This window comes from Arthrobacter sp. NA-172, assembly GCF_043952055.1.
Classification (GTDB): Bacteria; Actinomycetota; Actinomycetes; order Actinomycetales; family Micrococcaceae; genus Arthrobacter.
Map to the genome: position 1 here is coordinate 807,378 of NZ_JBINOT010000001.1, position 14,263 is coordinate 821,640.

Annotated in this window: 9 protein-coding genes and 2 pseudogenes; 2 read left to right on the top strand and 9 right to left on the bottom strand. The window is 63.7% G+C overall.

Annotated elements, in window-relative coordinates:
• Positions 1-167: 167 nt before the first annotated feature.
• Positions 168-1,631, top strand: coding sequence for a hypothetical protein (locus tag ACF0H6_RS04085; protein WP_395248558.1), 1,464 nt, complete (start codon positions 168-170; stop codon positions 1,629-1,631).
• Positions 1,632-1,667: 36 nt separating this feature from the next.
• Here ACF0H6_RS04085 and ACF0H6_RS04090 read toward each other — a convergent pair whose 3' ends face one another.
• The 4 genes and pseudogenes from ACF0H6_RS04090 to ACF0H6_RS04105 form a co-directional block, all read right to left on the bottom strand.
• A complete protein-coding gene (locus ACF0H6_RS04090; protein ID WP_395248559.1) occupies positions 1,668-2,381 on the bottom strand; it encodes an HAD family hydrolase in 714 nt (237 codons plus the stop codon).
• Positions 2,382-2,393: 12 nt separating this feature from the next.
• A complete protein-coding gene (gene gltX, locus ACF0H6_RS04095; RefSeq protein WP_395248560.1) occupies positions 2,394-3,908 on the bottom strand; it encodes a glutamate--tRNA ligase in 1,515 nt (504 codons plus the stop codon).
• 125 nt (positions 3,909-4,033) lie between these two features.
• Positions 4,034-4,810 carry a fumarylacetoacetate hydrolase family protein gene (locus ACF0H6_RS04100; RefSeq protein ID WP_395248561.1) on the bottom strand — a complete coding sequence of 259 codons (777 nt, stop codon included), beginning with the start codon at positions 4,808-4,810 and terminating at the stop codon, positions 4,034-4,036.
• A gap of 57 nt (positions 4,811-4,867) precedes the next feature.
• Positions 4,868-5,691, bottom strand: a pseudogene (locus ACF0H6_RS04105) (MBL fold metallo-hydrolase).
• 114 nt (positions 5,692-5,805) lie between these two features.
• Between ACF0H6_RS04105 and ACF0H6_RS04110 the strand changes: the two are divergent.
• Positions 5,806-6,525: an SGNH/GDSL hydrolase family protein gene (locus ACF0H6_RS04110; RefSeq protein ID WP_395248562.1), complete on the top strand. Its 720-nt coding sequence runs from the start codon at positions 5,806-5,808 to the stop codon at positions 6,523-6,525.
• 84 nt (positions 6,526-6,609) lie between these two features.
• Here the strand turns inward: ACF0H6_RS04110 and ACF0H6_RS04115 are convergent, their stop codons facing one another.
• The 5 genes and pseudogenes from ACF0H6_RS04115 to ACF0H6_RS04135 all read right to left on the bottom strand — a co-directional run bounded on the left by ACF0H6_RS04115 (position 6,610) and on the right by ACF0H6_RS04135 (position 14,161).
• Positions 6,610-7,722, bottom strand: coding sequence for a branched-chain amino acid aminotransferase (locus tag ACF0H6_RS04115; RefSeq protein ID WP_395248563.1), 1,113 nt, complete (start codon positions 7,720-7,722; stop codon positions 6,610-6,612).
• Between the two features lie 115 nt (positions 7,723-7,837).
• Positions 7,838-8,902, bottom strand: a complete 1,065-nt coding sequence (locus ACF0H6_RS04120; RefSeq protein ID WP_395248564.1) for a 3-isopropylmalate dehydrogenase — start codon at positions 8,900-8,902, stop codon at positions 7,838-7,840.
• A 65-nt stretch (positions 8,903-8,967) separates the two neighbouring features.
• Positions 8,968-10,527: a methionine--tRNA ligase gene (gene metG, locus ACF0H6_RS04125; RefSeq protein ID WP_395248565.1), complete on the bottom strand. Its 1,560-nt coding sequence runs from the start codon at positions 10,525-10,527 to the stop codon at positions 8,968-8,970.
• A 78-nt stretch (positions 10,528-10,605) separates the two neighbouring features.
• Positions 10,606-11,361, bottom strand: coding sequence for an ABC transporter ATP-binding protein (locus tag ACF0H6_RS04130; RefSeq protein WP_395248566.1), 756 nt, complete (start codon positions 11,359-11,361; stop codon positions 10,606-10,608).
• A pseudogene (locus ACF0H6_RS04135) lies at positions 11,358-14,161 on the bottom strand (FtsX-like permease family protein). Before ACF0H6_RS04135 ends, ACF0H6_RS04130 begins: the two are co-directional and overlap by 4 nt.
• Between the last annotated feature and the right edge of the window lie 102 nt (positions 14,162-14,263).

Genomic DNA, 14,263 nt, shown 5'->3' on the forward strand with positions numbered 1-14,263 from the left:
CAATACCCCGGACCTTAAGTTTACTCTCGGTAAGTTACCACTCGGTAACCCAAGCCAAACATTTGTTTCGTGGCACAGCTGCAGGTCAAGCAACCTGTTAGCTGCGTCACATGGGGGGATCCCCGGCAGCAGCGCCGCGGCCGGGAAGTCATCGAGAGGAATTGCCCATGACACGCAACCCTGTCATCGCCATCAAAACACGAAGCCGCGCCCAAATCATCGCTATTGCTGTCCTCGCACTCTTGCTGATCGCCCTCCTCGGCTTCTATACCCTGGTCATGGGGAAGATCGCAGCAGGATCCGGACAGCTTAATGACGGTGCAGGCCAGGCATCAGCAGGCGCTGGTCAGCTGAAGGACGGCGCCGCAAAGCTTGCGGGAGGAGCCGCCCAAGCCGGGACTGGTGCAGCCAAGCTGGCTGACGGCGCGGCAAAAGTCCAATCCGGAATCCAGGCGAAACTTGCTCCGGGGGCCCAGCAGTTGAAGGACGGCGCCGACAAACTGGCGACAGGGGCAGTGAAGATCCAAAACGACGTCAACGCCAAGCTTGCTCCCGGGGTCTACAAAGTGGACGACGGCGCACAGAAACTTGCCGCCGGGGCCGTGCAACTCTCCGCCGCGTTGACCCCGACGCCGGCCGGTAACGCGGAAAACAATCTCGCTGACGGGGCCACCCAGCTCAACAACGGCGCGAACCAGCTCAACAGCGGAGCCGCTCAACTCGACGCCGGTGCAGCCCAACTCGACGCCGGATCCGCCCGGCTGGCAGCGGGCACCGATCAACTCAAGGGTTACCCCGGTGCTGGAAACGATCCCACCCGGGGAACTGGTTCCGCTGCTTTGGCACAGGGGCTCCAGCAACTTGCGGATGCTGCCAACGGGATCCAGGGCGTCGTGCCGCTGGCCGCGTTGAAGGCCCAGATCAACGCCCTCAACGATGGCGCACATCGGCTTGACGCCGGAGCAGGGCAACTGCAGGCCGGGGCCGGTCAGCTTCGGGCCGGCGCGGCACAGCTCCACGACGGCACGGGACGCCTCGCAGACGGCACCGGGAAACTAGCGGCAGGCACCGGAAAATTGACTGCAGGTTTTATGACACTCGCCGGAAAGCTCAACAGCCAGGACCCGGCCGCACCTGGCGTGGTGCTTGGTACCCAAATGCTCGCTGATGGAACGTCCAAGATCCGCGTGGGCATGGACGGAGTTCCGGGAGACCCCGAGCACCCCGGGCTCCTCAAAGCCACGGCCAGCATGACCGATGGAACATCCCGTCTGGCCGCAGGCACGGATGCGCTGATGGCCGGCATCAAGGGAAGCCCGGCTGATCCTTCCACCCCCGGCCTCCTTGATGGCTCAACTGCCTTGGCGGCGGGTGCCTCCAAGTTGTCCGATGGAAACGCCCAGCTGGCCGCAGGCTCAGCTCAGTTGTCCACCGGCGCCGACAAGCTCGCCGACGGGAACGCCCGGATCGCGGCGGGCACGGCAGAGCTTCACCAGGGAGCCGCGGCAGTGTCGCCGTCGAGCATGGCAGAGAAGTCGGATACCGGCACTGCGCTTGGACTTGTGGGCGTCTTGGGTGCCGGTTCCGTGGGCGCGTTCGTCTTCCTGCGGAAGTTCCGGCTCGCCGGGTAGCTGTGTAGCCATATAGCCGGGTAGCCCGGGAAAGCGTCAGGCGAGCAGCCGCGACAGGGAGTCTATTTCCGGGCCGGAAAAGTCCGGGACGATCTCCCCAGTGCGGTTCAGCCAAACGCCCCGCAATCCTGCCGCGGTTGCTCCGTCGGCGTCGAGCAGGCGGTTGTCTCCCACGAAGAGAGTTTCAGCCGGAGAAATGCCCAAACGCCGGACCCCCTCCAGATAAATTGCGGGGTCCGGCTTGGGCACCCCGACCGTGTCCGTTCCTACAAGGACGGAGACTCTGGCAAGTCCGGCGCTGTCGAGCTTGACCCGCTGATAGTCGTGGACGTTGTTGCTCACTGCGCCATAGGGAATGCCGGCAACATCCAGTGCATCAAGGACGGGCAGCACATCGCTGAAGGCCTTGACATAGCTGGGCTGCAAGCGGGAGTAGTCGTTGAGCCAAGTGTGCGAGTCCTCGCCCCCGAGCTCGACGCCGAAATGCCCCAGGGCCGCACGGCCACGCAGGAGCCGTTGCTCGTTGAAAGTCAATTCACCGGCGAGGTAGCGGTCATAAAAATGCGTGGTCTCGTGCGTGAAGATCCGTCCGAACCTCTCCCACCCGGCCTGGTCCAGGCCGGGGAGGAGATGTTCACTGACGTCGCGAAGGGCCGTGGTCATGGAGAACTCGAGGTCCACCAAGGTGTCGTCGATATCGAACAGGACGCCCCGGACCGTGCCGAATGACTCATGAAGTGCGTTGATCACGGCGTGCCCGGATTAGCCGCGGAACGAACGCAAACGGGTGAGCGAGGAATCCTTGCCCAGGATGACCATCGACTCGAAGAGCGGCGGTGAAATGCGGCGGCCGGAGATTGCCGTGCGCACAGGGCCGAAGGCCAGGCGCGGCTTGATTCCGAGGTCCTCCACGAGGGCCTGCTTGAGGGCAGCCTGGATGCTCTCCGCGCTCCAGTCATCAAGGGGCTCCAGGGCAACCAACGCGGCGTCCAAAACTTCGCCCAGGTTCGTGGGAAGGCCCTTGAGGGCATCCTCCGCGACGTCGATTTCGCCGTCGTTCTTGAACAGGAAGGCGAGCATTTCGGGAGCCTCCCCCAGCAGCGTGATCCGCTCCTGGACCAGCGGCGCAGCCTCTGCGAGGATTTCTTCCTGGCGCGGGGTCAGGATCTCCCCTACGAAACCGGCGGCACGCAGGTACGGGACGAGCCGTTCCCGGAAATCCTCCGGGGGGAGCATGCGCACATGGGTGCCGTTGATGGCTTCGGCCTTCTTGATGTCGAAGCGCGCCGGGTTACCCAGAACGTCGTGGATGTCGAAGTTGGCGACAAGCTGCTCCACCGTGAAGATGTCCTCGTCGGCGCTGAGTGACCAACCCAGGAGGGACAGGTAGTTGAGCAGTCCTTCGGGGATGAAGCCACGTTCGCGGTGCAGGAACAGGCTGGACTCCGGATCGCGCTTGGAAAGCTTCTTGTTGCCCTGGCCCATGACGTAGGGAAGGTGGCCGAACTCCGGCATGTACTCGGCCACGCCAATGGCGTACAGCGCACGGTAGAGGGCGATCTGCCGCGGAGTGGAGCTCAGCAGGTCCTCGCCGCGGAGAACGTGCGTGATGCCCATGAGTGCGTCATCAACCGGGTTTACCAGGGTGTACAGCGGCGCTCCGTTGGCACGCACCACGGCGAAGTCAGGCACGGAGCCCGCTTTGAACGTGATCTCTCCGCGCACAAGGTCATTGAAGGTCAAGTCCTCGTCCGGCATGCGCAGGCGCAGAACGGCCTGTCGGCCCTCGGCCTTGTACTGGGCGAGCTGCTCTTCCGTGACGTGGCGGTCGAAGCCGTCGTAACCGAGCTTCGGATCGCGGCCCGCGGCGCGGTGCCGCGCTTCGATCTCGTCCGGCGTGGAATACGACTCGTAGATGTGGCCGCCGGCTTTGAGCTTGCCGATGACGTCTTGGTACAGGTCGCTCCGCTGGGACTGGCGGTACGGTTCGTGCGGTCCCCCGACCTCCACACCCTCGTCCCAGTCGATGCCCAGCCACTTCAGCGCGTCCAGCAGCTGGTGGTAGCTTTCCTCGCTGTCGCGGGCCGAGTCCGTGTCCTCGATGCGGAAAATCAGCTTGCCGCCCGTGTGCCGCGCGTAAGCCCAGTTGAAGAGGGCGGTACGGATCAATCCGACGTGCGGGGTTCCGGTGGGTGACGGGCAGAACCGGACGCGGACCGGGGTTTCGGCATTCACGGCAGGGATAGCAGCAGAGTTCGACGCAGCAACAGTAGTCATAATGGTTCCAACTTTACCGCCTGCCCGTGGACGGAATTTCTCGTGCTTCTGCCCCCGGAGTTTGTGTACAGCTCGTGCCCCTTAAGACCGACCTTAAGGGGCACGAACTGTACATAAACTCTCCCCTACCGCCGCACTACCGGGTTCGACAGGCGGCCGATGCCTTCGATCTCAATCTCGTAGCGGTCGCCTTCCTGGACCAGGCCGACGCCGGCCGGAGTGCCGGTCATGATGACATCGCCCGGGAGCAAGGTGAAGGCCTGCGAAACGATCGACACGAGCTCCCGCACGCTGCGGATCATCTGGTTGGTGCTGCCATCCTGGCGGAGTTCGCCGTTGAGCCAGCCCTTGATGGCCAGGTCTTCTGGGTCCAAGTCGGTCTCGATCCACGGACCCAGGGGGGCCGAGGTGTCGAAGCCCTTGGCGCGCGCCCACTGCAGGTCGGTCTTCTGGACGTCGCGGGCCGTGAGGTCGTTGCCGCAGGTGTAACCGAAAATGACATCGTCCACGCGGTCTTCGGGCACGTCCTTGCAAATGCGGCCGATGACCACGCAGAGTTCCGCTTCAAAGGAGACTTCCTCAGAGAACTCGGGCAGCACGATCGGGTCCCCTGGACCGACGACGGCGGTGTTCGGCTTCAAGAACAGCAGGGGCTGCTGAGGGACCTCGTTGCCAAGCTCGCGCGCATGCTCCGCGAAGTTCCGTCCGACGCCGATTACCTTGCTGCGGGGAATGATGGGTGCCAGCAGGCGCACATCTTCCAACTTATGGCGGACCGAAGTCCGCTCCACGCCATTGAAGAAGGGATCGCCGTGGATGACAGTGACGACTTCACTGCCGGGCTCACCTTCGACGACGCCGTAGACGGGATCAGAATCAACAACAAACCGGGCGATACGCATGGTTTCTACCCTACAGTCCAAGCACAGCTGCCAAGCCCGACCGAGTGGTTGGGCAGGCTAGTCCCGCAGGTAATCCAACTGGGCCGCAACCGACGTCTCCGCCGCCCACCGCACCGCAGGATCGACGTCGGGATACACAGCGTCAGTGACGGCCTGGACCCCGGCTTGGGCTCCGAGGCGGGCCAATGCTTCGCGGATCTGATCGAGCCGCATCTCCCGGTGGGCCCGGTACTCGCGGCACACAGCGTCCACAGCCGGCAGGACGGGCCCATGCGCAGGCAAAAGCGTGGCCGGAGCACCAGGTTTTCGAGGATGTCGAGGCTGGCAAGGTAATCCCCCAGCCTGCCGTCCGGATAGTCCAGGACTGCGGTGCCGCGTCCGAGGATGGTATCGCCCGTCAGCACAGAGCCGTCGGGGCCGTCACCGGGAAGGTGGAAGCAGACTGAATCCGAGGTGTGCCCCGGTGTCGCGAGGACTCGGATCTCAACCCCCGCCGCCTCAATGACCTCGCCGTCCGCCAATGGCGTGCCGCCATGGCAGTGCATTGGATCCGCCGCGCGGACCGGTGCGCCAGTGAGTTCGTGGAAGCGGGCCGAGGCCTCGGTGTGGTCCCCGTGGCGATGGGTGATGAGGACGAGCTCAACCGTCCCGCTGGCCGCCAAAGCCGCAAGATGCATCTCGTCGAGAGGCCCGGGATCGACCACCACCACGCCCCCGGAGTCCGGCGCGGCAATGACGTACGAGTTGGTGCCGTCGAGGCTCATCGGCCCCGGATTGGGAGCCAGCCGGAAGCGGGTAAGGGTGCTGCTGTATTGGAAAGAGGCGTCATCGTCCGAACTCACGACTCCATCCTTGCACAGGCCTCTTTGCACAGGCCTCATGGCCGGACTTTGGCCAAAGTGCCAAGGAGTCGGGAACCGCACACGACGTACCATGGTTCCTAAGCATTGAGACAGGCAGGCACCTTGGGCACATGCAGAGGAGTGATCGAATTGTTGCGGACTCAAGCCTCACGAAAAGGTCTCCTCTGGACGACGACAGCGATCACCACCGTTTGCCTCTCCGTCCTCGCGATCCTCAGCGCATGTTCGTCCGACGCCGGCCCCCGTTCTTCGGCAGCATCGGGCCAACCCACTGTGGTGATCATCGGAGACTCCCTCAGCACAGGTCATGGCACCTCGCCTGCCGACGCGTGGCCGAAACTCGTGGAGAACGATCCCGCCTTTCAACCGCTCCAGGCCAACATCGTCAATGCTGCGAGGGACGGCAGCGGCTATGTTTCGGCCGGCGACAACGGATCGACCTTCGGATCCCAAGTGGATGCGGCCGTCACCGACGCGACGCGTGTGGTGGTGTTCTTCGGCTCCGAAAACGATATGGGTACTGCCTCGGGCGAGACCGAGCTTGCTGCGGCCCAAGCCTTTGCATCGGTGAAGGCCCGGGCTCCCCACGCCGATATCGTGGTGGTGGGACCGCCGTCGTACACCAGCTCGCCGGAACCGGGAAGGCTCGACATCCGCGATCAGGACAAGGCCGCCGCCCTGAAAGCAGGCGCCGACTTTGTGGATCCGATAGACCTCGGCTGGATCATGAACGATGCCCCGAACCTTATTGGCCCCGACGGCGACCACCCCTCCGCTGCCGGCCAACTGTACCTACAGGCCAAGATGGAAGCGCTCATCGAACCGCTGATTCAGCGAGACCGCCCCCAATAGCCGCGGCTTTCCGCGGAGACGCCGACGGCGGCCCGCCCACCGAAGTGGGAGGCCGACGTCGGGCACTTCAGGTGCCGCTATGCCCTACGCGAGGCGCGTCAGCCACCCATGCGTGTCTTCGACCGTTCCGGTCTGGATGCCGAGCAGCTGCTGGCGGATTGCCATAGTGGTTTCGCCTGCCGTCGCGTCTTCGGAGCCGATGAACTCGGTCTTGTCTTTGAGCACGCCGATGGGTGTGATGACGGCCGCGGTGCCGCAAGCGAAGACCTCGGCGATCTCGCCGGAGGCCACGCCGTCGCGCCACTCCGCGAGGGTGATCTTGCGCTCGGAAACTTCGCGGCCCATGTCCTTGGCAACCTGGATGACGGAAGAACGGGTCACGCCTTCAAGGATGGTTCCGGAAAGTGCCGGCGTGACGAGTGAGCCGTCCTTCATGACGAAGAAGACGTTCATGCCCCCGAGCTCCTCGACGGCGTCGTCGTTGAAGTGATCCAGGAAAAGGACCTGCTTGCAGCCGTTCTCCTCGGCTTCCATCTGGGCAATCAGGGAAGCGGCGTAGTTTCCGCCGCACTTGGCTGCGCCGGTGCCGCCGCGGCCCGCACGCGCGTATTCACGGGAGATCCAGATGGATACCGGCTTGAGCTCGCCGCCGAAGTAGTTGCCTGCCGGAGATGCGATGACCCGGAAGGAAACCTCGCGGGCAGCGCGGACGCCAAGGAACGCCTCGGTGGCGATCATGAACGGGCGCAAGTACAGGGCTTCGCCGTCGCCGGACGGGACCCATTCCCGGTCTGCCTGCACGATTTCGCGGATGGCGCCGAGGAAGTATTCCTCGGGCAGTTCCGGGAGGGCCAAGCGGCGGGCCGACTTGTTCAGGCGTGCCGAGTTGGCTTCGGGACGGAAGGTCCAAATGGAGCCGTCGGCGTGACGGTAGGCCTTGAGCCCCTCGAAGATCTCCTGGCCATAGTGCAGCACGGCTGCCGACGGGTCCAGGGAGATCGGTCCGTATGCCTCGACCCGGGCGCTGTGCCAGCCGCCCTTGCCCTCGGTGTCAACGCTGTAGTCGACAATGACGGTGTTGTCGGTGAAGTAGTCGCCAAACCCCGGGTTTGCCAGGATCGCTGCACGCTCCTCAGCAGACTTCGGGGTCGCCGAGAGCTGCTGGCTGAATTCGACGCCGTGGGCAGTCTGAGTCATGTTTCCTCCAGTCGGCTGCCGCGCAGTGCGAACCTTCTCGCGGAGGATATGGTTCAGCGTCGGACCACGGCAGCAGGTAAATAATTCAAGTAAAGCTTACGCCTGAGTGCTTGCCCTAAAGTGCCGCGGCGATGGCGTCGCCGATGGCCGCGGTGCTGCGGCTGTCGCCATTGCGGCTCTCGATATCCGCCACGACGGCGGCTTCGATCCTTCGGGCGGCCGTGGCATAGCCGAGGTGGTTCAGCAGCAGGGCCGCGGACAGGATGGCCGCGGTGGGATCAGCCTTCTGCTGGCCGGCGATGTCCGGAGCGGAGCCGTGCACGGGTTCGAACATGGAAGGCGCGGTGCGGTCCATGTTGATGTTGCCCGAGGCGGCCAGCCCGATGCCGCCCGTGATGGCCGCGGCGAGGTCAGTGATGATGTCGCCGAAGAGGTTGTCGGTGACAATAACGTCGAAACGCGAAGGGTCGGTCACCATGAAGATCGTGGCTGCATCGATGTGCAGGTAGTCGTGGGTGACCTCCGGGAATTCCTTCGCTACGGCCTCAACCGTGCGCTTCCACAGGTGGCCGGCGAAGACCAGCACGTTGTGCTTGTGGACCAGAGTGACGTGCTTGCGGGGCCGCTCGCTGGCGCGGCGGAAAGCGTCACGGACGACGCGCTCGACGCCGTGGGCCGTGTTGAGCGACACTTCGGTGGCCACCTCATGGGGGGTTCCTCCGCGCAGCGTTCCGCCGTTGCCGACATAGGGACCCTCGGTGCCTTCACGGACCACGATGAAATCGATGTTTCCGGGGTTGGCCAAGGGGCTGCCGACCGTGCCATAGAGGCGCGAGGGGCGGAGGTTCACAAAGTGGTCCAGGCTGAAGCGGAGCTTGAGCAGCATCTCGCGTTCAATGATGCCGGAAGGAATGCGGGTGTCTCCCGGTGCCGCACCGACCGCGCCGAACAGGATGGCATCCCGGGTGCGCAGATCGGCCAAGACCTCATCCGGGAGAGTCTCCCCGGTCTCAAGCCAGTGCTGGGCTCCGAGCCTGTATTCGGTCTGCTCCAGGGTGACGCCTTCTTCGGCAACAACCTTTTCAAGGACCTTGAGGGCTTCGGCAATGACTTCGGGGCCAATGCCGTCGCCGGGAATGACAGCCAGGTTGATCGTTGCGGCGGGTTGCGTTGCGCTCATGTTTTCAGACTGCCAACCCATCCACATGTTGGTCAAAATAGTCTCATCATTTGAACGCCCAACGCTTAGGGCTCGGCGGGCTCTTCGTAACGAGGGAAGATCGGGGCCGGGGCCGGAAGCTCCGTGCCGGGGACGATCGGAGTGCCGATGGCCGCGAATTGGCGGGCCTCCCCTTCCGGTTGTCCCAGCACCTCGAGCAATTTAGCCGCCGACGTCGGCATGACCGGTTGGGCGAGGACCGCCACGATGCGGACGACTTCCAGCGTGACGTACAGGACCGTGTTCATGCGCTCGACATCGGTCTTTCGCAGCACCCACGGAGCCTGCTCCGCGAAGTACGCGTTGGTGTCGCCCAGCACGGCCCAGATTGCCTCCAGGGCACGGCTGAATTCCTGCTTTTCGAAGGCAGCCCGAGCCACCTCCAACAGTCCGCCGGCCTGCGCCAGCAGCGCAGAGTCCTCGGGGGTAAAGGACCCGGGAACTGGTACCTTGCCTTCGCAGTTTTTGGCCACCATGGACAGCGAACGCTGCGCGAGGTTGCCGAAGTTGTTGGCGAGGTCGGCATTCATGCGGCCCACGATTGCCTCGTGGTTGTAGCTGCCGTCCGCGCCGAAGGGCACTTCGCGGAGGAAGAAGAAACGCACCTGGTCCAGGCCGTACTGCTCCACGAAATCCGCAGGAGCAACAACGTTGCCGAGGGACTTGGACATCTTGACGCCGTTGTTGGTGAGGAAGCCATGGATCATGACCCGCTTGGGCAGTTCCAGGCCGGCGCTCATCAGGAAGGCAGGCCAGAAGATGGCGTGGAACCGGGAGATGTCCTTGCCAATGACATGGACGTCCGCGGGCCAGTACTTTCCGAATGCCTCCGAGTCGGCATCCGGGTAGCCGACTCCGGTCAAATAATTGGTCAGGGCATCAACCCACACATACATGACGTGTTTGTCGTTCCCCGGCACCGGAACACCCCAGTCGAACGTGGTACGGCTGATGGACAAGTCCTGCAGGCCCTGCTTGACGAAGCTGATGACCTCGTTGAAGCGGTACTGCGGCGCACCGAATTCCGGCTGCTCCTCGTACAAGGCGAGCAGCTTGTCCTGGTAAGCGGACAGCCGGAAGAAGTAGCTCTCTTCCGCAGTCCAGGTCACCTCGGTGTCCGTGCCGCGCGAGTAGCGGACGCCGTCGTCCTTCAGGACGGTCTCGTCCTCCGTGTAGTAGGCCTCGTCGCGGACGGAGTACCAGCCCTCGTACTTGGACAGGTAAATGTCCCCCTTGGCTTCCATCTTCTTCCAGATGGCCTGCGAGGCGGCGTAGTGATCAGCATCCGTGGTGCGGATGAAGCGGTCGTAGGAGATGCCCAGGGCAGCATGGGCCGCCTTGTAGATTTCGGCATTCCGGTCCACGAGCTCCTTGGGCGTGATGCCTTCCTTCTCCGCCGCCTGGGCAATCTTCATGCCGTGCTCGTCCGTGCCCGTCAGGAACATCACGTCGTAGCCGTCGAGGCGCTTGAACCGGGCCATTGCATCGGTGGCGATGTACTCGTAGGCATGGCCGATGTGCGGCACGCCGTTCGGATACGTGATGGCGGTGGTGATGTAGAACGGGGGTTTTTCTGGAGACGTCACTCTACGAAGTTACCTTCTCTTGGAGATGGAAAGACCGGGCTGGCCGCATGTGACGGCCAGCCCGGAGGCAATCTGTTACTAGTTCAATTCAGTCAGCGTATCGCTGAGCCGGACCAGTTCGTGGTCGTGCGACGCCACCAAGACCGCGATGCCGTCGCTGGTGGTGTCCTTCAGGATGCTGATGATGCGGTTGGCCGAGGTCCGGTCCAAGCTGGCCGTGGGTTCGTCCACCACCAGGACGCGGGTGCCCAGAATCAGGGCGCGGGCAATAGCGACGCGCTGGCGCTCACCGCCGGAAAGCTGTGCCGGACGGTGGCGCATGCGCCGGCCCAGGCCGACCAAATCCAGCAAGTCCTTGGCCATTTCGGTGCGCTGCTCCACTTCGCCGTCGGGAACAGCAGGCAACAGCACATTTTCCAAGGCACTCATGCCGTCGATCAAGGCGCCGCCCTGGTCAACATAACCGATCAATGCGCGGCGGCGGTCGGCGATTTCGTCGTCGCCCATCGTCTCGAGGGAGTCGCCCTCCCAGAGAACACGGCCCGACGTCGGAAGCGTGAGTCCGGCTCCCACTGTCAGGATGCTGGTCTTGCCGGAGCCGCTTCGCCCGGCGACGCAATGCATCTCACCGGCGTGCAGGATCAGGTTGAAGTCCTCGACGACGGTGACCGGCTCCGCGCCACCCTTGTCTCCGCCATAGCGGATGGTGATGTTGCTCAACTGCAGGGGCATGCCGTGGTCGGCAGCCCGCACGATGGTGTTGGCGCGGGTCTGGAACGACTCGTCGGTGGATTCCGTGGTCGCAGTCAGATCGGGTTCGAGATTGTCAGTCATTTGACCACTTTCGTTGCAATGGGAATCCAGCAAAGTACGGCCAACACTCCGGCCAAGGCGGCCCATAGTGCGGCATAAGGAGCGAGCAACAGACCAAGGCCCAGCGCTCCCAGGACGCCAGGATCAGGGCCACAGCCCCGACCAAGGCATTTTCGAAGAACCGGACCTGGCCAAGCATGTCCGGATTCCAGCCCATGGCCTTGAGCGTGCCGAGCTGTTCACGCTTGGCACGGAGTTCGAATCGTCCGGTGACCAGAGTCAGCACGAGTCCCACGAGCACCCCGCAGACTGCCAGGATGACGCTCGGCAGCGCGACGGTGGCCGAGGCCACTCCGCTGAGGGCGCTGGCTCCTGCCGCCCGCGGGATGTCAATGAGCAAGGCGATCAGGGCACCGACGGCGGCCCCGAAAACGCCCACGGCCACGGCCAGCGCCACCGAGTTGAAACGGTTGGTGGTCAGCTGGCGGTATGCGAAGGCAAGTGGCGAATCCACGGCCATGAGGCGTTCATCGTGTTGCGGTTCTTGGTCCACAACGTCCCGGTGCCGCAATTGCCGCGCAGCGAGGTAGGCGGCCGCAAAGTAGATGATCAACACCGACGCGGAAACGATGATCGTGGCCAGGTTCCAACTCAAAAGGCTCAACGCGATGCCTGCGACGGCGAGTATCCCGGCGCCAATGCCGAACTCCTCAAGGACCCATCTGCGGATCCTCTTTTGGGTCCAGCCCATAGCCCGGAGGATCCCGGCTTCGCTGCGTCGTTGACGGATGTAGCTGACGGTCGAAGCGCCAGTCAGCAAGGTGGCGCCGCACAGGGTCAGGAACAAGAGGGTGATGTTGGTGCCCGTCAGGGAGCCGGAAACGGCGTCCGCAGCATTCTGCCGGACCCAGGACTGCTGTACGGTGCCCAGAGCGGACTCCTTGCCGGCGTCGTCCTTTGAATAGCCCGGGATGTAGATGTTGGCGTCTTCACGTGCGGAACCGGCCACAACCGTGGCTTCGAGGCCCATGTCGCGGATCTGGGCCGCGAGCTTGTCTACCTCCGGCTGGGCTTGCTTCCAGTTACCAGGGGCGCTGGCGCGAACCCGGACAGCATCGATCACGTTGGCGTTGGAATCGTACCCGCGCGCCGCGGCGAGGCCGTAGTAGTCGGTAATGGCACCGGCAGACTGGCTCACGAGGCCCGAGGCGCTCAGCGAGGGCTTGAGCCTCTTGGCGGCGGTGTCATTGCCTGCGGCGTCCTTTTGGAGCGTCATCGGTGCGGGGTCGTAACCGCCCAAAGGCAACTTGTTGACGTCGCCGGATGCCTTCTGGATCTGGGCGGGATCAAAGGTCCCGTAAACCATCGGCAAAGGCGTTGCCGGCTTCGATCCCGTAGAGAGGTTTTCGCGATACGAGCGTTCGTCGACCGGCTTGCGCTGGGACTGGTCCACGATGGCCCCGAAGGCCGACTTCTCGGGCAGCTTGTTGACAGTCACCCAATCGCCCGGCGTCGCGGATTTGCCGACGGCGCCGTTCGCGGAAGTTGCGCCGTCTTTGTATTTCGGCGCTGCTGCGAAGTCCGTGCTCCATTGGGCGGGCTGGTACAAGCCCTGGCTGAAGTTGCCCATATTGCCGAGCAACTGGCTGTGGTCCGTGGATCCGGGCCATTGCAGGGCGAATGGTGACTTTGACACGAAGGGCAGGTAATCCTTGTCCAGGGAACGCGAGACAGTGCCGACGTCGTTGATGACCTTGCCGGAAGCATCGATTTCCTGGATCTTGACCGAGTACTTCAGATCAAGTGAGGTTCCCTGGCGGACGATCAATGGAATCGCCTGCGAGGCATCCGTGATCTGGCCGGACAGCTTGGCTTGCTGGTACTGGGTCATGAGGGGTGCCCAGTATTTGAGCTTGACGCCCATGAAATCCGGGCCTTGTTCGAGCTCCTGCTGCGTAGGGCTCTTGGCGAAGAGCTGTTCGAAGTAGCGGCCGATGGCACCGGCATTGCGTGTGTCGGCGGGCGGTGCCTTTTGCAGCGGTGCCAGGAAGTCACCTGCCGAGCCAAGGAGGGCACGTTCGGCTGTCGGGTCGACGGCGACCACGGACTCGGTGACCTGGGGAGCCATGGGCAGCGCCACCGAAAGGTTGAAGAGGTTGTGTTCCGAGCCACCGGCAGGCGCAGGGAACTTGATGCCGGTCTCCCCTGCGGGGCCCGCGATGCGGATGCTCTTGCCTCCGGCAGTCTGCTGCTCGACCACACCGCCCTTGCCGAGGGTGCCCTCAGCGCTGGTGCTGAACAGGGTCTGCTGGGATACACCGTCCGAGCTCACGGCGCTTGCCGTCAGCCGGTATTTCTTGGGCTGAGCAGAAAGGACTGACTCGGGCGCCGGCCAATTCTTGGAGTCCGTTCCAGTCGGGTCTCCCGCCGTCGCGCCACCAGCCAGGCCGGCGTTGTAGCCGAGGTAGTCCATCGCATCGAGCCGTGGCGTCTCCAGGTTCTGTGTGACCCTGGAAACCAAGCTGATGGGGGCAGCAACGGACGTCCCGCCCAACCCGCGGATCTTCTCGAGCTGCGGGAAGCTGATCCCACCCTGGCCGTTCGCGATGTCCGGCTGGATGAGTGCCCCGGTGTCCTTCACATTCGGTGACTTGGGCTGCACCAGGATGTCGTACAGGCCTCGAGAGTTCTCATCCACTGTCCGGTTTAGCGCGGCCTGCGACTGGCTCTGGATGAATACGGACAAGCACATGGCGACGATCAAAATGGCCGCGGTCAACAGAAGCACGCGGCTTCTGATGAACCTCTGGACGGCGTTCATAGGGCTCCCTGAGTCCTGGATTGCGGGCGTGCACACTGCTCTCCCTGGAACCATGCCGAGGCAAGAGGGATCCATCGGGTGTGTGCAAAAGGTATTGGCCGG